The sequence below is a fragment of the Pseudogemmobacter hezensis genome (genome assembly GCF_013155295.1).
In the GTDB taxonomy this organism is placed as follows: Bacteria; Pseudomonadota; Alphaproteobacteria; order Rhodobacterales; family Rhodobacteraceae; genus Pseudogemmobacter; species Pseudogemmobacter hezensis.
The window spans coordinates 307,832-330,802 of the sequence record NZ_JABJXT010000002.1 but is presented as its reverse complement, the minus strand read 5'-3'; the positions used below and the strand labels follow the sequence as shown (position 1 = coordinate 330,802).

Here is a 22,971-nt window from a genome sequence, read left to right as displayed (position 1 = left end):
GACAAAGCCATATGGAACAGGAATATCATCTGCATGATGAGGAAGAGGCGCGTCTTTTCGGGGCGCGTTTCGGCCTTTGTTTGCGCCCGGGCATGACGGTCTTGCTGTCTGGCCCGGTGGGTGCGGGCAAATCGCATCTGGCCCGCGCCGCGATCCGCGCGATGGCGGGGGCGGAAATCGACGTGCCATCGCCGACCTTCACCCTGGTCCAGACCTATGAGACCGAGGTTGCAGAGGTCTGGCATGCCGATCTCTACCGCCTCAGCGATGCCAGCGAGATCGAAGAGCTGGGGTTAAGCGCGGCGATTGGCCATGATATTTTGCTGATCGAATGGCCCGACCGCCTTGGCCCCTATACGCCCGAAGACGCGATCCGTGTCACCCTGTCCTATCAGGGCGAGGGGCGGCTGCTGCATCTGACTGCGCCTGCGGAATTCATCACCTGCCTCGCGCAGCCGTCCGAGGGCGTGCGATGAGAGAGGCGCTGATCCCGGATTTTCTGGCGCAGGCGGGCTGGACGGGGGCGTCCCGGCACTGGCTGGCCGGGGATGCCTCGGCCCGGTCCTATGAGCGGGTTGCGCTTGGCGATCAGCGGGCGGTTTTGATGGATGCGCCGCCCGGTTGCGGCGATGATGTGGGCGCGTTTCACCGGATCGGGGCGCATCTGGCGGGGCTTGGCCTGTCGCCGCCGCGCACGCTGGCATTGGATGAGGCCCAGGGCCTGATGCTGATCGAGGATCTGGGCGACGGGATTTTCGCCCGCCTGCTTGAGGCTGATCCCGGTGCTGAGCCTGCGCTTTATCAGGCGGCGGCGGATGTGCTTTTGCGCCTGCAGGCCGCGCCTGCTCCCGGCGGGCTGCCGGACCTTGGCGCGGCAGACTGGGCCGCCTCGGCCGGGCTGGCGGCAGAGTTTTACGCCCATGCGGCGACGGGGGCGCTGCCCGATGCGGCCCCGATGCTGCAGGCGCTGGAGGATGCGATCCGTGCCCATGCCGATGGGCCGCGTGTGCTGATCCTGCGCGATTATCACGCCGAAAATCTGCTCTGGCTGCCCGAGCGGGAAGGCGTTGCCCGCGTGGGGCTGCTGGATTTCCAGCTGGGCCAGATGGGGCAGCCGGAATATGACCTGGTCTCTTTGCTGCAAGATGCCCGCCGCGATGTGACCCCCGCGACCGAAGCGCAGGTTCTGGCGTATTTCGCCGCCCAAAGCGGCCAGGACCCGGCCCGGATCGGCGTGGCTTATGCGACGCTGGGGGCGCTCAGGGCATTGCGGATTATCGGGATTTTCGCGCGGCTTTCGATGGTGGCGGGCAAGGACCGCTACCTTGCCTTTTTGCCGCGCGTCTGGGGGCAGCTGATGCGCAACCTCTCGCATCCGGCGCTGGCGGCGCTGCGCGGGCAGGTGCTGGCGATCCTGCCAGAGCCGGACACAGAGATCATCGAAAGGATCAGGGCATGGCCGACCGTTTCCCGCTGATGGTATTTGCCGCAGGCCTTGGCACCAGGATGCGCCATCTGACCCAGGTGAGGCCAAAGCCGCTGATCCGGGTCGGCGGTGTGCCCATGCTGGACCGGGCGCTGGCCTTTGGCCGGGCCGCCCGCTGCCGCCCCGTGGTGGTGAACACGCATTACCTGTCAGAGCAGATCGTCAGCCATCTGATGGGCCGCCCGGTCAGGATCAGCCATGAAAAAGAGCTGCTGGAGACCGGGGGCGGGCTGCGCCAGGCGCTGCCGGCGCTTGGCCATGGGGCGGTGATGACGCTGAACCCCGATGCGGTCTGGACGGGGGGGAACCCGCTGAAGGCGCTGGCCCGCAACTGGGATCCGCTGAAGATGGGGGCGCTTTTGCTGCTGGCCCCGCGTGCGGGGCTGCCGGGGCGCAAGGGCGGGTCGGATTTCACCCTTGGCCGCGATGGCCGCATCATGCGCATGCCCAAAGACAGCGAGACCGGGCGCGATATGATGCCAAATGGCATGGTCTATCTGGGCGCGCAGATCCTGCGCACCGACTGGCTGTTTCGCCAGCCGACGGGCGCGTTTTCCCTGAACCTCGTCTGGGATGAGATGATCCGCAACGACCGCGCCTATGGCCTGGTCTGGCCGGGCGGCTGGTGCGATGTCGGCAGCCCTGAGGGCCTTGCCGAGGCCGAGGCGATGCTGGCCGCCGCGAAATGACAGTCTGCCAATCGGTATTCCCAGAGCCAGGCCCCCGCCTTTTCGGCCTGCCCCCCGGCGCCGATTTCCCGGCCCGGCTGGCCCAGGGGCTGATCGACCGTTTCGCGGGCCAGCCGCCTGAGGCCATGGCGCGGGTGACGGTTTACCTGAACAGCCAGCGGATGCGCCGCCGCCTGCGTGAGGCCTTTATCGCCCGCGGCGCGGGGTTTTTGCCGCGGATGCGGCTGGTCTCGGAACCTGGCAACGACCCTTTGCTGACGGGCGCGGTCGAGGCCGTCTCGCCGCTGGGCCGCAGGCTGGAGCTGGCGGTGCTGATCGACCGCCTCTTGCAGGCCGAGCCTGATCTTGCCCCCCGTCACGCGCTTTATGATCTGGCCGACAGCCTCGCCAATCTGATGGATGAGATGCGGGCCGAGACGGTGGACCCGGCCAGCCTGGACACCCTGGATATCGAGGGCCACGCGGCACATTGGGCCAGGACGCGGCGCTTTGTCTCGCTGATCGGGCAGTTCTTTGTCGGGGGTGTCGCCCCAGACGGTGAGGCGCGGCTGCGGCTGGCGGTGCTGACGCAGATCGCCGCCTGGCAGGCGGTGCCGCCACAGGATCCGGTGATCGTGGCAGGCTCGACCGGATCGCGCGGCACCTCGGCCCTTCTGATGCAGGCGGTGGCGCAGCTGCCGCAGGGCGCGATCCTGGTGCCGGGCTATGACTTTGACCAGCCCGCGCCGGTCTGGGCCAGCCTGGATGACGGCATCAGCCAGGAGGATCACCCGCAATACCGCTATCACCGCCTGATGCGGATGCTGGATCTGCACCCGGATGAAGTTTTGCAATGGGATGCGGCAGACAGCCCCGATCCGGCCCGCAACCGTCTGATATCCCTGGCAATGCGCCCCGCCCCCGTGACCGATCAGTGGATATCCGAGGGGCCGCGCCTTGGCGATCTGGTCGCGGCCACTGCGGGCATGACCCTGATCGAGGCCCCCAACCCCCGCGCCGAGGCCCAGGCGATTGCGCTTTGCCTGCGCGATGCGGTGGCGCGGGGCAGGACGGCGGCGCTGCTGACGCCTGACCGCGATCTGACGCGGCGGGTGACGGCGGCGCTGGATCGCTGGCGGCTGGTGCCCGACGATTCTGCGGGCTCGCCGCTGATCCACAGCCCCTCGGGGCGGATGCTGCGGCTGGTGGCGCGGGCCATGGGCAAGCGGCTGATGGCCGATGAGGTGCTGACGATCCTGAAGCACCCGCTGTGCCATTCAAACGCAAGGCGCGGTCCGCATCTGCGGCTGACCCATGAGCTGGAGCTGGAACTGCGGCGCAACGGCCCCGCCTTCCCGGATCTCGATTTCCTGCAAGCCTGGGCTGAGAAAAACCGCGACCCCTTTGCGCCCGCCTGGGCACAGTGGCTGGGCGCGGCGCTGGCTTTGTCAGAGGCGGTGACGCCCGGCCCCCTGCCTGACCTGATCGCCCGTCACCGCGCAATCGCCGAGGTGTTTTCGGCGGGCGCGGCTGATCCCGCCGCAACCGATACGGCGCCCACCGATACGGCGCCCACCGATCCCGCGCCCACAGATACGGGCAAGCTCTGGCTGGCCGAGGCGGGTGAGGCCGCGCTGCGGGTCATGGATGATCTGGCGAAAGAGGCCCCTGCCGCGCTGTCGCTGGGCCTGGGCGATTATGCGGCGCTGGCCGATGGGGTGATCAACCGCGCCCAGGTGCGCAGCCTGATCCCGGCGGATGAGCGGATCGTGATCCTTGGCGCCCAGGAGGCCCGCGTCCAGGGCGCGGATATGGTGATCCTTGCCGGCCTGACCGAGGGCGTCTGGCCCGCCCAGCCCGACCCCGACCCCTGGCTGAACCGCAAAATGCGCATGGATCTGGGCCTCTTGCTGCCCGAGCGCCGCATCGGCCTTTCCGCCCATGACTGGCAGATGGCGATTGCCGCGCCTGAGGTGGCGCTTAGCCATGCGCATCGCAATGCCGAGGCTGAGACCGTGCCCTCGCGCTGGCTGAACAGGCTGACCAATCTGATGGACGGGCTGCCCGGCTCGGGCGGGCGGCAGGCGCTGGCCGCGATGCGCGGGCGTGGCGCGGCCTGGCTGCAGGGCGCGGTGGCGGTCGAGGCGCCGATTGCCTCGGTGGCGGCGCGGCGACCCTCGCCCCGCCCGCCAGTTGAGGCGCGGCCGAAATCGCTGTCGCTGACCGAGATCGAAAAGCTGATCCGTGACCCCTATGCGATCTATGCGCGGCATCTGTTGCGGCTGCGCCCCCTGATGCCGGTGCGCCCGATGGCCGATGCGCGGCTGCGCGGTGAGGTTTTGCACAAGGTGCCAGAGGCGCTGTTGCGCGAAGGGCTGCCCCCAGATCCCCAGGCCGCCGCTGAGGCGCTGATGCGGATCACCGATCAGGTGCTGGAACAGGATGTCGCCTGGCCTGCGATGCGGGCGATCTGGCGGGCGCGGATGGCCGATCTGGCGCAGCCTTTCGTCGAAAGCCTGCTGGCCGAGGGCGGGCATACGGTTTCCCTGGAAAAGAAATATGCCGCCGTCCTGCAGGACCCCGATTTCACCCTGATCGGCAAGCCTGACCGCATCGATGTCACGCCCGAGGGACGGCTGCGCATCGTTGATTACAAGACCGGCGCGCCGCCTACGGAAAAGCAGCAGGCGGCTTTTGCCAAACAGCTGCATCTGGCGGCGGTGATGGCCAGCCTGGGCGCTTTCCCCGAGGTTGGCCCCCATGATGAGGTCGAAATCGCCTATATCCGACTGGCGGCGGATCTGAAAACCGTCTCGGATACGCTGGGGCCGGGCGATCTGGCGCGGATCCTCGAAGAGTTCCGCCGCCTGATCCGCGCCTGGGAGGAACCCGGTCGCGGCTATACCGCCCGCCAGGCGATGCTGGGCATGCGTGATCGCAGCGATTACGACGATCTGGCGCGTTTTGGCGAATGGGATCTGACCGCCCAGCCCTGGCCCGAGGATCTGACATGAGCACCCTGCACCCCGCCTCACAGGCGCAGATCGGCGCGGCGGATCCTTCGGTCAATGTCTGGCTGGTGGCCAATGCCGGATCGGGCAAGACCAAGGTGCTGACCGACCGCGTGGCGCGGCTTTTGCTGCGCGGCACCGATCCGCAGAACATCCTCTGCCTGACCTATACCAAGGCTGCCGCCGCCGAGATGCAAAACCGCCTGTTCCGCCGTCTGGGCGAATGGGCGATGGCGCCTGACACCGATCTGCGCCGCAATCTGGCAGATCTGGGCGAGGCCGCGACGGATACGCAGCTGACCAGCGAGGCCGCCCTGCGCCGCGCCCGCCAGCTGTTTGCCCGCGCCATTGAAACGCCGGGCGGCATCCGCATCCAGACCATCCACTCGTTCTGCGCCGGGCTTTTGCGCCGCTTCCCGCTTGAGGCGGGCGTCAGCCCGTCCTTCTCGGAACTTGATGACCGCTCGGCCGAATTGCTGCGCAACCAGATCCTGGAGGATATGGCCGGGGATGAGGCGCGGGCCCTTTTCGAGGCGATCCTGCCCGAAGTTGGCGAGCGGGTGGACAGCCTGCTGGCCCGGATCACCGGCATGCGGGCCGAACTGCTGGCGGTCCCCGATCAGGCGGTCTTGCGTGAGGCTTTTGGCCTGCCTGCGGGCCTTGATGAGGCGGGGCTGCTGGATGAGGTTTTCGGCCCCGGCGATCAGGCGATGCTGGCGGCGGTGGTGCCGGTCCTGCAGGCCTCATCCAAAGTGACCGACCAGAAGGCGGGGGCAGCGCTTTCGGGCATCAAAGCGCTGGATTGGAACGCTCTGCCGGTGCTTGAGGCGGTGTTCCTCTTCGGGGCGACTGCGAAGCTGCCCTTCGGGGCGAAGATCGACACCTTCCCCACCAAAGATACCCGCCTGGCGCTTGGCGCGCATATCGACGGCCTGAACTCTTTGATGAGCCGGGTTGAGGCCGGGCGGCCCCTGCGCCTTGGGCTGGCATCTTTCAGCAAATCCATGGCCCTGCACCGCTTTGCCGCCGAATTCCTGCGCCGCTATGAGGGCGCGAAGGCCGCGCATGGCTGGCTGGATTTCGATGATTTCATCACCCGCGCCACCCAGTTGCTGACCGATCCGGCGGTTGCGCCCTGGGTGCTTTACCGCCTTGATGGCTCTATCGACCATGTGCTGGTCGATGAGGCCCAGGACACCAGCCCCGCGCAATGGAAGATCATCGCCGCCCTGACCGAGGAGTTCATGGCGGGCGAGGGGGCGCGGGATACCGAGCGCTCGCTCTTCGTGGTTGGTGACAAGAAGCAGTCGATCTATTCCTTCCAGGGCGCGGATGTGGCCGGGTTTGACGCGGTGAAATCGCGCTTTGCGGCTGGCTTCGCGGCATCGGGCGTGCCCCTGACCGAGCAGGCGCTGGAATACTCGTTCCGCTCATCGCAGGCGGTGCTGGATCTGGTGGACCAGAGTTTCCCCGGCGAGATGGAGGCCGCGCTTGGCGGCGCGTTCCGCCACCGCCCCTTCCATCAGGCGCTGCCCGGGCGGGTTGAGATCTGGCCCGTGGTGCCCAAACCCGAAGAGCCAGAGCCGGGCGAATGGTTCGATCCGGTCGATCAGATCGGCGAGGCCGATGCGACCGAGGTGCTGGCCCGCCAGATCGCCGATGAGATCGGCCTGATGATCCGTGAGGGCCGCCAGATCCCCGATCACCGCGCGAAGGGCGGCTTTCGCCCGGTTCATGCCGGGGATTTTCTGGTGCTGGTGCAAAGGCGCGGCCCTATCTTCAACGCGGTGATCCGCGCCTGCAAGGCGGCGGGCCTGCCGATTGCCGGCCCCGACCGCCTGACCCTGACCGGAGAGCTGGCAGTCCGCGATCTGCTGGCGCTTTTGTCGTTCCTGAACACGCCAGAGGATGACCTGGCGCTGGCCACCGCCCTGCGCTCGCCGCTCTTTGGCTGGTCTGAGGCGCGGCTTTACGCGCTGGCCCATGGCCGCAAGGGCTATCTGTGGGAAGAGTTGCGCCACCGCGACGAGCCCGAAACGCTGGCGGTGCTGGATGATCTGCGCAAGCTGGCCGAATATATGCGGCCCTATGATCTGCTGGACCGCATTCTGACCCGCCATCAGGGCCGGGCGCGGCTTTTGGGCCGGATGGGCGAAGAGGCGGCTGACGCGATTGACGAACTGAGCCAGCAGGCCCTGGCCTATGAGCGCGGCGAGGTGCCCTCGCTGACCGGGTTCCTCGTCTGGATGGAGGCCGGCGAGGTTGAGGTCAAACGCCAGGCCGAGGGCGAGGGGCGGCTGATCCGGGTGATGACGGTGCATGGTTCAAAGGGGCTTGAGGCGCCGATTGTGATCCTGCCCGACACCGCCGACCGCAGGCTGTCCGACAAGGATCAGATCCTGGCGATCGGGCCGGGGCTGGTCACCTGGTCGGGGCGCAAATCCGGCGATGCGGGTGCGGTGGCCGAGGTCAAGGCACAGCGCGCCGCCGCCCGCGAGGCTGAGAACCTGCGGCTGTTATACGTGGCGCTGACGCGGGCGAAACACTGGCTGATCGTGGCGGCGGCGGGCGAGGCGGGGCCTGGCTCCTGGTATGGCACCGTGCTGGCCGGGGCTGAAGTTCTGAAGAATGAGGCCCTGAAGAGTGGGGCTTTGGAAAAACAAACGGCAGCAGAACCTGCAGAGGCCGGACCTTCGACCCTGGCCGATGCCGATGGCCGCATCCGGCTGGGCTTTGGCGACTGGCCCGACGACAGACCAGCTGACCGACCCGGTGATGCGCCGCAATCTGGCGGGCAGCAGGCGGGCGGGCAGCAGGTGGGGGCGGATGCTCTGCTGCTGCCCACATTGCCTGCTGCGGTGCCGCCCCGGCGGCTGTGGTCGCCCTCGGGGCTGGGGGGCGGCGAGGCGGTTGTGACAGGCGGTGCCCTTCATGTGGTCGTCGATTTCGATGAGGATGACCCGCTGGAACGCGGCACGAAACTGCACCTATTGCTGCAGCATCTGGCCGATGCGCCAAAGGACCAGTGGCCGGAGCTGGCAGCGCGGCTGGGCGCGGGCGAGGCGCTTTTGCAAGAGGCGGGCGCGATCCTGACCGATCCCGCGCTGGCCTGGCTTTTCACCCGCGAGGGCAGCCGCGACAGCCTGGCCGAGGCGGAAATTCAGGGCCTCTGGAATGGCGGCTGGCTGGCGGGTTCGGTCGATCGCCTGGTCATCACGCCCTCGCGCATCACCGTGGTTGATTTCAAGTCGAACGCCCTGGTGCCCCATGAGGCCGACACCATCCCCGAGCCCTATCTGCGCCAGCTGGGGGCCTATGCCCATATTCTGGCGCAGATCTACCCGGGCCGCGCCGTCGATTGCGCGATCCTGTGGACGCGGGCGCCAAAGCTGATGCAGGTCGATCCCGCCAGGGTTCAGGCGGCTTTGCAGCGGGCGCAGGCCTCATGATGGCCACGCTTCTTGACGTTCAGCCTGGGCAAACCTAGCTATTGTTCAACTCAATTCGCAGGAGAGACGCCATGGGCGCTGCAACTGTCGCTGTTACCGATGCCACTTTCGACGCCGAGGTCCGCCAGTCGGATCTGCCGGTTGTCGTGGATTTCTGGGCCGAATGGTGCGGCCCGTGCCGGATGATCGGCCCGGCTCTGGAAGAGCTGGCCGCCGAATATGAGGGTAAGGTCAAGATCGTAAAGGTCAATGTCGACGAGAACCCCGAGGCCCCGGCCGCCCTGGGCGTGCGCGGCATCCCGGCGCTGTTCCTGTTCAAAGGCGGCGAGGTCGTCTCGAATAAGGTCGGCGCCGCCCCCAAAGCGGCCCTGGAAAACTGGATCAAAGCGGCGATCTGAGCCTGCAGGCTTGATCGCAGATCCTGGATCAAAAACGGCCCCCGCTATGGGGGCCGTTTTCATTTTCCTGTCTGGCCTGCGTCAGGCGGCCTTTTTCAGGCCAAGCGCCGCAGCATCATCGCTGGCGAAATAGATGTGATGCATCGCATCGACCCGGCCTGGCACCAGGGCTATGTCGTCTCGCCGCCAGGGCCAGCCCTGCCGCGTCAGCCGCGCCTCGAAATCGGGGGCGACACTGGCCGACCAGAAGGCGGCTATACCGCCCAAGGCCAGCGCATCGCGGCTGCGGCTGAGACCGGTATCGCCATAGATTGCGCTATTCGTCTCGCGCACCAGGATGTCGGGGCCATTGTCGGTATCCATCAGGATCGCGTCAAAGCGCCCCGGATTTCGGGCCAGAACTGCGGTCACATCCGCAATCTCGACGCTGACGCGGGGATCGGTCAGCGGGTGGCCCGCCAGATGCGACAGGCGACCATGGTTCCAGGCGACGATCTCTGGCACCAGCTCGCACAGGGTGACGCGGGCGTTCGGGGCCAGAAGATCCAGCGCGGCGCGCAGCGTAAAGCCCATGCCAAGGCCCGCAATCAGCACCTCTCGCGGTCTGCGGCCCAAAAGGCGCAGGGGGCGCTCGGCCAGAACGGCCTCGGACTGGTGGTTCAGGTTCGACATCAGCTCGATGCCGTTATAGCGGATCTCGAAAAGCGTATCGCGCTGGCGCAAAAGGATTTCGTCGCCCGCCGCATTGGTGGCGCGGGCCAGGTCGGTCCAGGTTGTCATGGCAATCCCAAAACAGGGGGCATGCGAGGGCGCAGCCCGTGTTGAACGGTCAGAAACTCAGCTTGTCAGGGGAAAGGGTTGCCGGGCGCTCAGGCCAGGAAGGCCATCAGACGCGGCAACCCCCGGCCATTGCGGGCGCGGGTTCCGATCAGCACCGGAAACAGCGCCGTCAGATTGGGGGTGTTCCGGCTGGACATCCTCTGATGCGCCCTGTTTTGGTTCCGGGAAAGCAAACGCCGCAGACCATGCCGGGGCGGGCGGGCAAAGTCCAGCCCCGCAGACCATGCCTGACTTGTGCTCGCAAGGGGCCGGGTCCATATAAAACAGCGCAATATCCAGGAAGGTCCATCCATGGCAGAAGACAAATTCCCCGGCTGGCACGGAACCACGATCCTCGCGGTCCGGCGCGGCGGTGAGGTTGTGGTGGCGGGGGATGGCCAGGTCAGCCTGGGGCAGACGGTGATCAAGGGCTCGGCGCGCAAGGTGCGCAGGCTTTCCCCGGGCGGCCATGATGTGGTGGTGGGCTTTGCGGGATCCACCGCCGATGCCTTCACTCTGCTTGAACGGCTGGAGAAAAAGCTTGAGGCCCAGCCCGGTCAGCTGGCGCGGGCCTGTGTCGATCTGGCGAAAGACTGGCGGATGGACAAATATCTGCGCAATCTTGAGGCGATGCTGATCGTCACCGATGGCGATCAGCTTTATGTGCTGACCGGCGCGGGCGATGTGCTGGAGCCTGAACATGACGTGGCCGCAATCGGATCAGGCGGGAATTTCGCCCTGGCTGCAGCGCGTGGCCTGCTGGAAACCGATCTGCCCGCCGAAGATGTCGCCCGCAAGGCGATGGCGATTGCCGCCTCGATCTGCGTCTATACCAATGGCAACCTGACCGTCGAGGCGATCCGCAAATGAGCACAGCCGCAGATCCTGAATCCCCCGGCGGTGTCGTCGATGTTGATGGGGGCATCCGCGCCGGGGTTCAGGCGGGGATCCTGAATGAGGCCCAGGCGGCCTCGCTGATCGCGCTGTTCCATGCGCAGGCGGCGAAACGCCAGGCGATGAGCGCCGAAGATGAGCCGTTTGAGTTTTTCAGCGGTTTCGCTGAGGTTTTCGTCAGCATCGGCCTGGTGATCCTGATGACGGGCCTTCTGATGCTGGTCGGTGTCTTCGCCTTTGCCTGGGGCAATGATACAGCGGGGGTGGTCATTCTGGCGGTGGCGGCGGTGCTGGCCTGGGTGCTGGCGCTGTATTTCACGCTGAAGCGGCGGATGAACCTGCCCTCGATGGTGCTGACGCTGGTCTTTGGCGGCGCGATCTGCCTGGGGGTGGCGACGCTTTTGATGGCAGAACCGCAAGAGCCCTCGCGTCTGATCTATGCTGCGCCGCCCCTGGTGGCGACGCTGGCCATGGCGCTGTGGTATCGCCAGTTCCGGCTGCCTTTCTCGATGTTTGTGCTGGGCGGCTTTGCGCTGGTCACGCTTTACACGCTGACCGCCACCCCCGAGGCGGTGTTCCAGCTGATGCGCAGCGCCGACGACGATCTGATGAACAGTTTCTTCGATCTGAGCCGCAACCCGGTCTTTGCCCTGGCGACGCTGGGCTTTGGCGTGACGGCTTTCCTTGCGGGCATGTGGTTTGACATGCGCGACCCGCATCGCCTGTGCCGCCATGCGGCGACGGCCTTCTGGCTGCATCTGCTGGCGGCATTCGCGCTGGTCAATACGGTGGCGGTTTCGCTGCACAGCGCGGGCGGTATGGCGATGCTGGTGCTGGCGCTGATGGTGATCACGATCCTTGCGCTGGTGATCGACCGTCGCTCTTTCGTCTCGGCCGCCACGGCCTATATGGCGATTGTGATCATCACGCTGACGGGCAGCGACGATTTCACCTCCTGGCCGGTTGCGCTGCTGATCCTTGGCGCATTGATCACCGCGATCGGCACCTGGTGGGTGCAGTTGCGCGGCTGGCTGATGCGCCGCCTGCCCGATTTCCCCGGCAAGGACCGGCTTCCCCCTTACAACAAGGCCTGAACGCATGACTGACCTGACCCCGCGCGAGATTGTCTCGGAACTGGATCGCTTCATCATCGGCCAGGCTGATGCCAAACGGGCCGTGGCGGTGGCGCTGCGCAACCGCTGGCGCAGAAATCGCCTGCCCGCCGATCTGATCGACGAGGTTTACCCCAAGAATATCCTGATGATCGGGCCGACCGGGGTGGGCAAGACCGAGATCTCGCGCCGCCTGGCGAAACTGGCGAAAGCGCCCTTCCTGAAGGTCGAGGCCACCAAATTCACCGAGGTGGGTTACGTTGGCCGCGATGTCGAAAGCATCATCCGCGATCTGATGGATGTGGCGGTGGTCGATACCCGCGCCCAGATGCGTGACGAGGTGCGCGAGAAGGCCCGCCGCGCCGCCGAAGAGCGGGTGATCGACGCCATTGCCGGCGCCGACAGCCGCGAGCAGACCCGTGAGATGTTTCGCAAGAAACTGCGCGCGGGCGAGCTGGACGATACGATGATCGAGATCGAGGTCCAGGATGCCGCCCCCGCTTTCCCGATGATGGCCGGCGGTGGCCAGGGGATGGAGATGCAGCTGCAGGGCCTGCAGGAGATGTTCGGCAAGGCCTTTCAGCGCAGCACAAAAAAGCGTGTCACCGTGGCCGACAGCTATGACCTGCTTCTGGGCCAGGAGGCGGATAAGCTCTTGGATGACGAGGCCGTCAAGCTGCGCGCGCTTGAGGTGGTGCAGTCCAGCGGCATCGTTTTCCTCGATGAGATCGACAAGATCTGCGCCAAATCCGAGGCCCGGGGCGCCGATGTCTCACGCGAGGGCGTGCAGCGCGATCTCTTGCCGCTGATCGAGGGCACAACGGTTTCCACCAAATATGGCCCGGTCAAAACCGACCATATCCTTTTCATCGCCTCAGGCGCGTTCCATGTGGCGAAACCCTCGGATCTGCTGCCCGAACTGCAGGGCCGTCTGCCGATCCGCGTCGAGCTGGAGGCGCTGAGCGAGGGCGATTTCGTTCGCATCCTGACCGAGACCGACAATGCGCTGACCCGGCAATATACCGGGCTGATGGCGACCGAAGAGGTGACGGTCAGCTTTACCGAAGACGGGATCGCGGCGATTGCCCGGCTGGCGGCCGGGGTCAACCGCTCGGTCGAGAATATCGGGGCCCGCCGCCTTTATACCGTGATGGAGCGGGTGTTCGAAGAGCTGTCATTCGCCGCCCCCGATCGCGCGGGCGAGGCCGTGGTGGTCGATGAGGCATTCGTCGAGAAAAACGTGGGCCAGCTGGCGCGCTCTGCCGATATCTCGCGCTACGTGCTCTGAGCGGATTGCGCCCCCGGACTGCCCCCTGCCCATAACCGGGCAGAGGGGGCGGGCCAGGCGGGGACAACCGTTTCTGACAGGGATGAAATATCTGGTGATTGCATAGGGGCTTGACCGTTTGCGCAGTCGCGGTCAGGAAAATGCCATGAGAGTTTTTATCGCCCTTATGGTGCTGGTTGTATTCGCCTCGTGCTCGCCGCGCGGGAATTTTGTCATGCTCGAAGAGCTGACACCTGAAAAGATCGCCATCGCCGAAGATGTCACGATCAGGGTGCCGATCTATGTCGGCACATCGCGGCGTGAGGTGGATGGCGAATTCGGCTTTCAGCGCTCGGAACATGCCACCTTCATGCGCTATGATATCTTGCTGCCGAAGGAGCATAAAATCGGCGAGGTCACCTGGCCGAAATCGGTAAAACGTGCTGATCCTGCACGGGATTTTCTGACGCTGGCAGATCAGCAATTCGCCTCTGACAAAGATTTCCGCAAGGACCTGGGCAAAAATCTGGGCCGCAAAGGCAGCCGCGATGTCGTGGTCTATGTGCATGGTTTCAACAACACCATGGCCGAAAGCATCTATCGCGTGGCCCAGATGCATTACGATCTGAAAGTGCCCGGCGTGGCGGTGCATTATGCCTGGCCCTCACGCGGCTCGGCGCTTGGCTATGTCTATGACCGTGATTCGGCGCTGTTCGGGCGCGATGGCCTGGAAGAGCTGCTGCGCGAGGTCGCCGATGCCGGAGCCGAGCGTATTATCATTGTTGCACATTCGATGGGCGCAGCCCTGACGATGGAGACTTTGCGCCAGGCCTCGATCCGGGGGGATCGCAAGGTGATGGACCGGATGGCGGGTGTCATCCTGATCTCGCCCGATCTCGACGTGGATCTGTTCCGCGCCCAGGCCCATGCGATGGGGAAGCTGCCGCAGCCTTTCCTGATCTTCGGCAGCACGCGCGATTCCATCCTGAATCTGTCGTCGAAACTGGCGGGCGCGCCTGACCGGCTGGGAAATCTCAGCGATCTGACGCCGATCGCCGATCTGCAGGTGACCTATTACGACACCGCCGCCTATAACCAGGGGGCGGGGCACAACAATCTGGGCACCTCACCTGCGCTTTTGCAGCTGCTGGGCGGGATTGCCAATGTCGACGCTGCCTTCCGGGCTGAGGCGCGGACGCGGGTGGGGCTGTTGCCGGGCGTTGTGCTGACGGTCAGGAATGCGACGGCGATTGTGCTTTCGCCTGTCGAGGCGGTTGCAACGCGCAATGCGGGCAAGGTGGACTGAGCTTTGCTTGCCCGCATCCGCCGGGACGATTAAGGCTGTTTCTGAACATTGCAGGAGCAGCCCCATGTCCGATTTCACCCCGGTTGATCCGGTCGCCCTGACCGCAGAGCTGATTCGCTGCAACTCGGTCACCCCGGCTGAGGGCGGCGCGCTGACCCTGCTGGAGGCGCGGTTGACCGAGGCGGGGTTCACCTGCACCCGCGTTGATCGCGGCGGTATCGCCAATCTCTTTGCCCGCTGGGGCACGCGCGGCGCGAACCGCTCTTTCGGGTTCAACGGCCATACCGATGTGGTGCCGGTCGGCGATCTGGCCGCCTGGACGCATGACCCTTTCGGGGCCGAGGTGGTTGACGGCTGGATGTATGGGCGCGGCGCGACCGATATGAAATCGGGCGTTGCGGCCTTTGTTGCCGCCGCGATTGATCTGGTCCGCGACACGCCGCCCGATGGGGCCATCGTGCTGGCGATCACCGGCGATGAAGAGGACGTGGCCGAAGACGGCACCGTCGCGCTGCTGGACTGGATGGCGGCGAATGGTGAGCGCATGACCCATTGCCTGGTGGGTGAGCCGACCTGCCCTGACACCATGGGCCAGATGATGAAGATCGGCCGTCGCGGCAGCCTGACCGCCTGGTTCACGGCTGAGGGCGTTCAGGGCCACTCCGCCTATCCGCATCGCGCCAAAAACCCGATGTCGGCGCTGGTCAAACTGATGGCGCGGCTGGAAGCCGAGCCGCTGGATCAGGGATCGGACCATTTTGACGCCTCGACGCTGGCGATTACCACGATTGATTGCGGCAACCCCGCGACCAATGTGATCCCGGCCCGGGGCCAGGCCACCGTCAATATCCGCTATAACGACCTGCACACCGGCGACAGCCTTGCCACCTGGCTGACCGATCAGGCGAAGGCGGTCGAGGCCGAGACCGGGGTGAAGATCACTGCCCGCATCAAAAGCTCGGGCGAAAGTTTCCTGACGCCGCCGGGTGAATTCTCGGCGCTGATCCGCAAATCGGTGCTGGCCGAGACCGGGGTCAGCCCGGAATATTCCACCTCGGGCGGCACTTCGGATGCGCGGTTCGTGAAGGATCACTGCCCGGTGGTCGAGTTCGGCCTTGTCGGCAAAACCATGCACCAGGTCGATGAGCGGGTCGAGATCGCGCAGATCCACCAGCTGAAGGCGATCTATGCCCGGATCCTGCGGGACTATTTCGCGTGATCCGGGTTGCGCTGACCGAGGATCTGGCCAGCTGCCATGCGCTGCGCCGCCGTGTGTTCATTGAGGAGCAGGCCGTTTCCGAAGCCGAAGAGATCGACGGGCTGGACGATGTGGCGCTGCATCTGCTGGCAGTCGGCCCGCAGCCGCTGGGCACGGCGCGGATCCTGATCGAGGGCGATACGGGCAAGATCGGCCGCGTCTGCGTGCTGGCCGAGGCGCGGGGCCAGGGCATCGGCCAGGCCCTGATGCGCGAGGCGATTGCGGTTTTGCGCGCGCGCCCCGGGGTGATGCGTGCGAAGCTTGGCGCCCAGATCCACGCGCTTGGTTTCTATCAGGCACTTGGTTTTCAGGCCTATGGCCCCGAATACCAGGATGCGGGAATCGCACATCGGGATATGCTGCTGATGCTGTGATCCTTTACCTCTGCCGCAGGGAGGGGTAATCCCGAAGCGTCAGATACAGAGGCTTTCGCAATGTCGCGCTACGAACCGGCTCAGATCGAACAGAAATGGCAAACCGCCTGGGATGAGGCCGGGGTTTTCACCGCCAAAGCCGACCCTGCAAAGCCGAAATATTACGTGCTTGAGATGTTCCCCTATCCCTCGGGGCGCATCCATATGGGCCATGTGCGCAACTACACCATGGGCGATGTGGTCGCGCGGTATAAATCCTCCTGCGGGTTTTCCGTGCTGCACCCGATGGGCTGGGACGCTTTCGGCATGCCCGCTGAAAACGCCGCGATGGAACGGGGCGGCCACCCGAAAGACTGGACCTACGGCAATATCGCCGTGATGAAGGACCAGATGAAGCCGCTGGGCCTTTCCATCGACTGGAGCCGCGAGTTCGCCACCTGCGACCCCGAATACTACGGCCAGCAACAGGCGATGTTCCTCGATATGCTTGAGGCGGGGCTGGTCTACCGCAAGGCCGCCGTGGTGAACTGGGATCCGGTCGATATGACCGTTCTGGCGAATGAGCAGGTCGAGAACGGGCGCGGCTGGCGCTCGGGTGCGCTGGTCGAGCGTAAGGAACTGACGCAGTGGTTCTTTAAGATTTCGGCCATGGCGGATGATCTGCTGACCTCGCTCGACGGGCTGGAGAAATGGCCCGAGAAGGTTCGCCTGATGCAGGCGAACTGGATCGGCAAATCGCAGGGCCTGCAATTCGCGTTTGAAACCGTGAATGCGCCCGAGGGCTTTGAGAAGATTGAGGTCTATACGACCCGCCCCGATACGCTGGGCGGCGCAAGCTTTGCCGGGATCTCGGTGGATCACCCGCTGGCGAAAGCCCTGGCCGAGAAGAACGAGGCTATCGCAGCCTTCGCCGCTGAATGCCGCAAAGGTGGCACCACTGCCGAAGAGATCGAAACCGCCGAGAAGATCGGCTTTGATACCGGCGTGCGCGTGCGCCACCCGCTGGACCCGTCCATCGAGCTGCCGGTCTGGATCGCGAATTTCATCCTGATGGATTACGGCACCGGCGCGATCTTCGGCTGCCCAGGCCATGACCAGCGCGATTTCGAGTTTGCCACCAAATACAGCCTGCCGATCATCCCGGTTTTCGTCGCCGAAGGCACCGCGGAGGCGCCGCTGACCGAGCCATACGTTCCGATGAAATCCGAGCGCGTCACCTATATCCGCAATGTCGCGGGCGAAGACGTCAAGACGGGCGAACAGGGGATCCTTGATGCGATTGCGCTGGCCGAGGAAAAGGGCTTTGGCGAGGGTGTGACCAAGTTCCGCCTGCGCGACTGGGGCCTGTCGCGTCAGCGCTATTGGGGCTGCCCGATCCCGGTCGTCCATTGCCCGACCTGCGGCGTGGTGCCCGAGAAGAAAGAGAACCTGCCGGTCGAGCTGCCCTATGATGTCAGCTTCGACAAGCCGGGCAATCCGCTGGATCGTCACCCGACCTGGCGCGACGTGCCCTGCCCGAAATGCGGTCAGGCGGCGAAGCGCGAAACCGATACGATGGATACTTTCGTCGATTCGTCCTGGTATTTCACCCGCTTCACCAGCCCGCGTGCCACCACGCCCACCGTGGCGGCGGATGCGGAATACTGGATGAATGTCGACCAGTATATCGGCGGCATCGAGCACGCGATCCTGCACCTCTTGTACTCGCGCTACTTTGCCCGCGCGATGAATGTGACCGGCCACCTGCCCGCCAAGTCGCGCGAACCTTTTGACGCGCTGTTCACGCAAGGCATGGTCACGCATGAGATTTACAAGACCACCGACGACAAAGGCCGCCCGGTCTATCACCTGCCCGAGGATGTGATCCGCCAGGACAGCGGCGTGACCCTGGCAGATGGCACCGCAGTTGAGGTGATCCCCTCGGCCAAGATGTCGAAATCGAAGAAAAACGTTGTCGACCCGATGAATATCATCGCCTCTTACGGCGCGGATACGGCGCGTTGGTTTGTCATGTCAGACAGCCCGCCCGAGCGGGATATCGAATGGACGGCCTCTGGCGCCGATGCCACCAACAAGCACCTGACCCGGGTCTGGACGCTGTCGGCGCGTATCGCCTCGATGCCTGCAGATCACGCCGGGACCACCGATCTGGAGCTGCAAAAAGCGGTGGCCCGCGCCACCGTGGATGTGACCAAAGCCATTGAGGGCTTTGCCTTCAACAAGGCGATTGCGGTGCTTTACGGGCTGACCAATGCCATCGCAAAGGCCGATGCCTCGGCGGGGGTGGCGCGTGATGCGATGCGGGTGCTGGCGCAGCTGATGCAGCCGATGACCCCGCATCTGGCCGAGGAAATCTGGGCAGCCCAGGGCGGCGAAGGCCTTTGCGCCCAGGCATCCTGGCCCAAAGCCGACCCGGCGCTGCTGGTCGATGACGTGATCTCGCTGCCGATCCAGATCAACGGCAAGCGGCGGGCGGAAATCAGCGTGCCGAAAGATCTGGCCTCGTCCGAGATTGAAAAGCTGGCGCTGGCCCATGATGATGTGGTGAAATTCCTGGGCGGCAATGCGGTGAAAAAGATCATCGTGGTGCCGGGCCGTATCATCAATATCGTCGCGTAACCGGGGCAGGGGGCTGAACACGTGGGAACCGATCGCCGTTCTTTCCTGCTGATGCCGCTGGCACTGGCCGCCTGCGGCTTTACCCCCGCTTACCAAAAGGGCGGCCCGGCCGAGGCACTTTTGAGCCAGGTGCGGGCAGCCGACCCGGATACCAAAGAGGCCTTCGCCTTCGTGCAGCGAATCGAGGAACGTCTGGGCCGCCCCGAGCGGCACCTCTATGACCTTGATTATGCGATCACCACGGATACCACGGGCGTCGGCATCACCTCTGACAACCGCACCACGCGCTATAATATCGACGGCGTGGTGACCTTCCGCATCTCGGATACGCTTAGCGGCACGGTGCTGGCCAACGGCCGGGTGCAAAGTTTCACCGCCTTCAATGCGACGGGCTCTACCGTGGCGATGCTGGCCGCCGAAGAGGATGCGCAGGTGCGCCTGATGCGGATCCTGGCCGATCAGACCGTGGTGCGGCTGGTGGCCGAAATGGCGGCGATCCAGCGGCGGACCGGGCAGCCCGCCACCCCGGCAGACTGATGCTGCTGCGCGGCGCCGAGGCCAATCGCTATCTGGCAAAGCCCGACCCCTCGCGGGCGGGGTTGTTGATCTTCGGTGCCGATGCGATGCGGGTTGCGCTGAAACGTCAGGCGGCGATTCTGTCGCTGATCGGCCCCGAGGGCGAGGCCGAGATGCGGCTGGCCCGCATGACCGGGGCGGAGCTGCGCAAGGATGCGGCGGCATTGCAGGACGCGGTTCGGGCCAGCGGGTTCTTTCCGGGCCAGCGCGTCGCTTTCGTGGATGAGGCAACCGACGGCCTGGCTGACACTTTCGCCGCTGCGCTGAAAGACTGGAAACCGGGCGATGCGGTGATCGTCGCCACCGCGGGCGAGCTGAAAAGCAAATCGGCGCTGAAATCTTTGTTTGAAAAGCTGCCCAATACGGTTTCCATCGGCCTTTATGACGACCCGCCCACCCGCGAAGAGATCGAGGCAGAGCTGGCCCGCGCAGGCCTTTCGCAGATCCCGCCCGAGGTGATGAACGATCTGACCGCGCTGTCGCGGGCTCTTGATCCGGGCGACTTCCGCCAGACGCTTGAGAAAATCGCGCTTTACAAGTGGCACGATCCCGCGCCCCTGACCGCAGCCGAGGTGGCGGCGCTGGCCCCTGCAACCGTCGATGCCGAGGTCGACGAGCTGCTGAATGCCGTGGCCGAGGGGCAAAGCCGCCAGGTGGGCATTCTGATGCTGCGTCTGGGCGGCCAGGGGGTAGCGCCTGTTACCCTCTGTATCCAGGCTTTGCGCTATTTCCGCACTCTATATATTGCGGCCAGCGATTCTGGTGGCGCGGGGGCGGGGCTGCAAAAGGCCCGCGTCTTTGGCCCGCGCCGTGACCGGATGCAGGCGCAGCTGCGTCGCTGGGGCATGCACACGCTGGAGCCGGTGATCGCAGACCTTGTCGAGGCCGATATGACCCTGCGCTCGACGCTGAAAGTGCCGGGGCTGGCGCTGGTCGAGCGGGTTTTCCTGCGAATCGCCGCCCGCGCCAGCCGCTGATACGGGTATCCCGGACCGGGCGCTGCGCCCAGGATGCAGGAAGGCCATGCAAAAGCACAAAGAAAAAGGGCAGCTGCGCCGCCCTTTGATCTTACAATCTGAATTTCGGCAGAAGGCCTGACTGGTTCAGAGCTTGCTGTCGCGGATCCGCAGCTGCCTTGCGCGGGTGAGAATCGCATCCTCGACCGCGCGGATGGTTTCAGGCGCGACCGCGCTGCCCCCCTGGCCCTGCATGGCGATTTTCAGGCTGCGGGCCTCAAGCGCGGGATCCTGCACATAGATCGTGGCGCGATAGGCGCGGCCGCCGCCCGGCGGATGGCCATATCCGGTAACAATCACCCCGGTGAAGGGATCGACAGTTTCAATCGGCAGGAAGTTCAGCACCTCAAGCGAGGCCTGCCATATATACTTGTTCACCTCGACCGTGGTGCTGGGGTCGATGCTGTTGCCGAACAGATTGAAGATCGAGCCATTCGCCGCGGCGCGACGATCTTCGGCATTGGTGATGCGCTGCTCTGGCTTCGCCTGACGGCGGCCAGTTTCATCTGCAGCGTCCTTGCTGCCGCCACATGCGGCCAGGGTAACAATCAGGCCGCTGCAAAGAGCAAGACGCACGGATTTAGCCAGAGTCATCGGAAACTCCCGTTCAACATAAACGGTTGTCTAGCTTAGCGACCGGGGTGGAACAAGGCTTTTTGGCTGATACCGGGCGCTGAGTGGCGGCCCCGCGCCATATCGCGCGGGCGCGCGTTCCTGAACCGCCCGTTTCAATTTCGGGGCGGGGGGGACTGTGACTTTGCTGCACCAATGCGCAACCGTTAACCCGCACTTCCCGCCATGATGATTGCAATCACAACCTGAGAGGCAGAAATACACTGACATACCCAGTTCGGATTCCCCTGAGTTGGGCAACATCCTTGGAAGTCAATCGAGGGAAAACGATGAAAAAGCTTCTTATCGCTACCACCGCACTGGTTGCCGGCGCTTCGGCCGCAGCTGCTGACGTGACCATCTCGGGCTACGGCCGTTTCGGTCTGCAGTACTTTGAAGATCGTGGCATCACCGAAGGCCTGACCGGTGCAGCTGCTGACGCAGTTGAAAACACCCAGATCGCAAGCCGTCTGCGCATCACCATCAACGCTTCGACCGAAACCGATGTCGGCGTGACCTTTGGCGCACGTCTGCGTTTCCAGAATGACGGCGAAGCCGGCACCGCTGGCAACAAAGCAATGTTCTCGGTCGGCTACGAAGGCTTCAACGTTCAGGTTGGTAACGTTGACACCGCGCTTGACTCGGTTGGCCTGACCTACGATTCGGAAATGGGCTTCGACGACACCTCGTTCGGCGACCAGCAAGGTTCGTTCTGGGCGTACCGCTCGCAAGGCGCTCACAGCCGTCAACAAGATGACTACACCGGCGTTGCTGCGACCTACAGCGTCTCGGACATCAACCTGTACTTCTCGTACATCGACCCGTCGCAAGGCACCAAAGGTGCCTACAGCACGAGGGAAGAAGAAGTCGGCTTCGCTGGTGACTGGACCAACGGTCAGATCTCGATCGCTGCTGGCATCACCCAGGACGGTTCGGGCATCAAGGACAATGACCTTGGCTTCATCGGCGCTGCATACAACTTCGGCGATGGCGTTGTTGGCCTGAACTACTACGACAACGGCAAAACCTCTGCTGGTCTCGACAATGGCACCCAGGTTACCCTCTATGGTAACTACACCTTCGGCGCGACCACGCTCAAAGCCTACGTGTCGGACTGGGATCATGACACCGTCGACTACAAAACCGCTTACGGTATCGGCGCTGACTACTCGCTCGGCGAAGGCGCTCGTATCTCGGGTTCGGTCCAGCGTGGCTTCGGCATCGACCAAGGCAACTACGGCACCACCGCAGACCTCGGCGTTCGCTTCGACTTCTGATCTTAACAGATCATAGTCTACGGAAAGAGCGGGCATTGCCCGCTCTTTTCTATTCTGGCCATCCGGCTGCGGCTGATGCCTGCTGGCCCCTGCCGGCCGCTCGGTGTATTCGTGGGCTGGTCCCGCCAGGGATAACCCCGACCTGCAGGAGGCATCGCTATGGCATTGGCAGAGATCACCGCAAGGCTGCGCGCCGCCGAGAAAGCCGCAGGCCGGGCCGAGGGCTCGGTCACCCTGATCGCGGTGTCAAAGATCCAGCCCTCGCCCCGGGTAGAGGCCGTTCTGGACCAGGGGCAGCGCGTTTTCGGCGAGAATTACGTCCAGGAGGCCGCCTTCAAATGGCCGACCTGGCGGGCGAAATACGCGGGCGTAAAGCTGCATATGATCGGCCCTTTGCAAAGCAACAAGACCAAGGTGGCGGTTGATCTCTTCGACGCGATCCACTCGGTCGACCGCCCCTCACTGGCCGAGCGGCTGGCAAATCTGGCCAATGCCCGCGGCGCCAGCCCCGATATTTTCATCCAGATCAACACCGGCGAAGAGCCGCAAAAGGCCGGGATCCTGCCGCAACAGGCCGATGATTTCATCGCTGCCTGCCGCGCGATGTTCCTGCCAGTGGTGGGGCTGATGTGCATTCCCCCCGACGAGCAGGATCCGGTGCCGCATTTCAAAATGCTGGCCCAGATTGCGGCGCGGAACGGGGTTGAGGGGCTTTCGATGGGCATGAGCTCTGATTTTGAGCTGGCCGTCGCGCATGGGGCGACGCATATCCGGGTCGGCTCGGCCATTTTCGGGGCGCGCAATGTGGTGGCCAGGACCTGAGGCCGCA

General features: G+C 64.7%; 19 protein-coding genes. 17 read left to right on the top strand and 2 right to left on the bottom strand.

Features of this window, described 5'->3' with window-relative positions:
• Nucleotides 1–11 precede the first annotated feature (11 nt).
• The 6 genes from tsaE to trxA all read left to right on the top strand — a co-directional run bounded on the left by tsaE (nt 12) and on the right by trxA (nt 9,012).
• Nucleotides 12–476, top strand: coding sequence for a tRNA (adenosine(37)-N6)-threonylcarbamoyltransferase complex ATPase subunit type 1 TsaE (tsaE, locus tag HOY34_RS03560; protein WP_172359941.1), 465 nt, complete (start codon nt 12–14; stop codon nt 474–476).
• Nucleotides 473–1,477 (top strand): aminoglycoside phosphotransferase family protein, encoded by a 1,005-nt coding sequence (locus HOY34_RS03555; protein ID WP_172359940.1) that lies wholly within the window; start codon nt 473–475, stop codon nt 1,475–1,477. Before tsaE ends, HOY34_RS03555 begins: the two co-directional genes overlap by 4 nt.
• Complete coding sequence (locus tag HOY34_RS03550) at nt 1,456–2,175, top strand: nucleotidyltransferase family protein (protein WP_172359939.1); 720 nt, start codon at nt 1,456–1,458, stop codon at nt 2,173–2,175. The genes HOY34_RS03555 and HOY34_RS03550 overlap by 22 nt, the downstream gene beginning before the upstream one ends.
• Entirely contained in the window at nt 2,172–5,168 is a 2,997-nt protein-coding gene (gene addB, locus HOY34_RS03545) for a double-strand break repair protein AddB (RefSeq protein ID WP_172359938.1), read from the top strand. Before HOY34_RS03550 ends, addB begins: the two co-directional genes overlap by 4 nt.
• Entirely contained in the window at nt 5,165–8,614 is a 3,450-nt protein-coding gene (gene addA, locus HOY34_RS03540; RefSeq protein WP_172359937.1) for a double-strand break repair helicase AddA, read from the top strand. Before addB ends, addA begins: the two co-directional genes overlap by 4 nt.
• Before the next feature lie 71 nt (nt 8,615–8,685).
• The gene (trxA, locus tag HOY34_RS03535) at nt 8,686–9,012 is read left to right on the top strand and encodes a thioredoxin (protein WP_172359936.1); all 327 of its coding nucleotides are present in this window, start codon (nt 8,686–8,688) and stop codon (nt 9,010–9,012) included.
• Nucleotides 9,013–9,093: 81 nt separating this feature from the next.
• Here the strand turns inward: trxA and HOY34_RS03530 are convergent, their stop codons facing one another.
• Entirely contained in the window at nt 9,094–9,792 is a 699-nt protein-coding gene (locus HOY34_RS03530) for a spermine/spermidine synthase domain-containing protein (RefSeq protein WP_172359935.1), read from the bottom strand.
• A 351-nt stretch (nt 9,793–10,143) separates the two neighbouring features.
• Between HOY34_RS03530 and hslV the strand changes: the two genes are divergently transcribed.
• The 9 genes from hslV (at nt 10,144) to holA (ending at nt 20,214) form a co-directional block, all read left to right on the top strand.
• A complete protein-coding gene (hslV, locus tag HOY34_RS03525) occupies nt 10,144–10,701 on the top strand; it encodes an ATP-dependent protease subunit HslV (protein WP_172359934.1) in 558 nt (185 codons plus the stop codon).
• Nucleotides 10,698–11,819 carry a hypothetical protein gene (locus HOY34_RS03520; protein WP_253944156.1) on the top strand — a complete coding sequence of 374 codons (1,122 nt, stop codon included), beginning with the start codon at nt 10,698–10,700 and terminating at the stop codon, nt 11,817–11,819. Before hslV ends, HOY34_RS03520 begins: the two co-directional genes overlap by 4 nt.
• A gap of 4 nt (nt 11,820–11,823) precedes the next feature.
• Nucleotides 11,824–13,125 carry an ATP-dependent protease ATPase subunit HslU gene (gene hslU, locus HOY34_RS03515; protein WP_172359933.1) on the top strand — a complete coding sequence of 434 codons (1,302 nt, stop codon included), beginning with the start codon at nt 11,824–11,826 and terminating at the stop codon, nt 13,123–13,125.
• 145 nt (nt 13,126–13,270) lie between these two features.
• The gene (locus tag HOY34_RS03510) at nt 13,271–14,410 is read left to right on the top strand and encodes an alpha/beta hydrolase (RefSeq protein ID WP_172359932.1); all 1,140 of its coding nucleotides are present in this window, start codon (nt 13,271–13,273) and stop codon (nt 14,408–14,410) included.
• 64 nt (nt 14,411–14,474) lie between these two features.
• Nucleotides 14,475–15,629, top strand: a complete 1,155-nt coding sequence (dapE, locus tag HOY34_RS03505) for a succinyl-diaminopimelate desuccinylase (protein WP_253944155.1) — start codon at nt 14,475–14,477, stop codon at nt 15,627–15,629.
• The gene (locus tag HOY34_RS03500; RefSeq protein ID WP_172360026.1) at nt 15,629–16,042 is read left to right on the top strand and encodes a GNAT family N-acetyltransferase; all 414 of its coding nucleotides are present in this window, start codon (nt 15,629–15,631) and stop codon (nt 16,040–16,042) included. Before dapE ends, HOY34_RS03500 begins: the two co-directional genes overlap by 1 nt.
• 60 nt (nt 16,043–16,102) lie before the next feature.
• The gene (gene leuS / locus HOY34_RS03495; protein ID WP_172359930.1) at nt 16,103–18,661 is read left to right on the top strand and encodes a leucine--tRNA ligase; all 2,559 of its coding nucleotides are present in this window, start codon (nt 16,103–16,105) and stop codon (nt 18,659–18,661) included.
• 21 nt (nt 18,662–18,682) lie between these two features.
• Nucleotides 18,683–19,198 carry an LPS assembly lipoprotein LptE gene (gene lptE / locus HOY34_RS03490; RefSeq protein WP_366926904.1) on the top strand — a complete coding sequence of 172 codons (516 nt, stop codon included), beginning with the start codon at nt 18,683–18,685 and terminating at the stop codon, nt 19,196–19,198.
• Nucleotides 19,198–20,214 carry a DNA polymerase III subunit delta gene (gene holA / locus HOY34_RS03485; protein WP_172359929.1) on the top strand — a complete coding sequence of 339 codons (1,017 nt, stop codon included), beginning with the start codon at nt 19,198–19,200 and terminating at the stop codon, nt 20,212–20,214. Before lptE ends, holA begins: the two co-directional genes overlap by 1 nt.
• Nucleotides 20,215–20,340: 126 nt before the next feature.
• On the opposite strand, the gene HOY34_RS03480 is transcribed toward holA, so the two are convergent.
• Entirely contained in the window at nt 20,341–20,847 is a 507-nt protein-coding gene (locus tag HOY34_RS03480; protein WP_172359928.1) for a DUF3576 domain-containing protein, read from the bottom strand.
• 308 nt (nt 20,848–21,155) lie between these two features.
• On the opposite strand from HOY34_RS03480, the gene HOY34_RS03475 reads away from it, so the two are divergent.
• Complete coding sequence (locus tag HOY34_RS03475; protein ID WP_172359927.1) at nt 21,156–22,142, top strand: porin; 987 nt, start codon at nt 21,156–21,158, stop codon at nt 22,140–22,142.
• 159 nt (nt 22,143–22,301) lie between these two features.
• The gene (locus tag HOY34_RS03470; RefSeq protein ID WP_172359926.1) at nt 22,302–22,964 is read left to right on the top strand and encodes a YggS family pyridoxal phosphate-dependent enzyme; all 663 of its coding nucleotides are present in this window, start codon (nt 22,302–22,304) and stop codon (nt 22,962–22,964) included.
• The last annotated feature ends 7 nt before the right edge of the window (nt 22,965–22,971 follow it).

Coding starts and splice junctions, on each gene's coding strand:
- tsaE (WP_172359941.1), top strand. CDS start 12: ATGGAACAGGAATATCATCTGCATGATGAGGAAGAGGCGCGTCTTTTC.
- HOY34_RS03555 (WP_172359940.1), top strand. CDS start 473: ATGAGAGAGGCGCTGATCCCGGATTTTCTGGCGCAGGCGGGCTGGACG.
- HOY34_RS03550 (WP_172359939.1), top strand. CDS start 1,456: ATGGCCGACCGTTTCCCGCTGATGGTATTTGCCGCAGGCCTTGGCACC.
- addB (WP_172359938.1), top strand. CDS start 2,172: ATGACAGTCTGCCAATCGGTATTCCCAGAGCCAGGCCCCCGCCTTTTC.
- addA (WP_172359937.1), top strand. CDS start 5,165: ATGAGCACCCTGCACCCCGCCTCACAGGCGCAGATCGGCGCGGCGGAT.
- trxA (WP_172359936.1), top strand. CDS start 8,686: ATGGGCGCTGCAACTGTCGCTGTTACCGATGCCACTTTCGACGCCGAG.
- HOY34_RS03530 (WP_172359935.1), bottom strand. CDS start 9,792: ATGACAACCTGGACCGACCTGGCCCGCGCCACCAATGCGGCGGGCGAC.
- hslV (WP_172359934.1), top strand. CDS start 10,144: ATGGCAGAAGACAAATTCCCCGGCTGGCACGGAACCACGATCCTCGCG.
- HOY34_RS03520 (WP_253944156.1), top strand. CDS start 10,698: ATGAGCACAGCCGCAGATCCTGAATCCCCCGGCGGTGTCGTCGATGTT.
- hslU (WP_172359933.1), top strand. CDS start 11,824: ATGACTGACCTGACCCCGCGCGAGATTGTCTCGGAACTGGATCGCTTC.
- HOY34_RS03510 (WP_172359932.1), top strand. CDS start 13,271: ATGAGAGTTTTTATCGCCCTTATGGTGCTGGTTGTATTCGCCTCGTGC.
- dapE (WP_253944155.1), top strand. CDS start 14,475: ATGTCCGATTTCACCCCGGTTGATCCGGTCGCCCTGACCGCAGAGCTG.
- leuS (WP_172359930.1), top strand. CDS start 16,103: ATGTCGCGCTACGAACCGGCTCAGATCGAACAGAAATGGCAAACCGCC.
- holA (WP_172359929.1), top strand. CDS start 19,198: ATGCTGCTGCGCGGCGCCGAGGCCAATCGCTATCTGGCAAAGCCCGAC.
- HOY34_RS03480 (WP_172359928.1), bottom strand. CDS start 20,847: ATGACTCTGGCTAAATCCGTGCGTCTTGCTCTTTGCAGCGGCCTGATT.
- HOY34_RS03475 (WP_172359927.1), top strand. CDS start 21,156: ATGAAAAAGCTTCTTATCGCTACCACCGCACTGGTTGCCGGCGCTTCG.
- HOY34_RS03470 (WP_172359926.1), top strand. CDS start 22,302: ATGGCATTGGCAGAGATCACCGCAAGGCTGCGCGCCGCCGAGAAAGCC.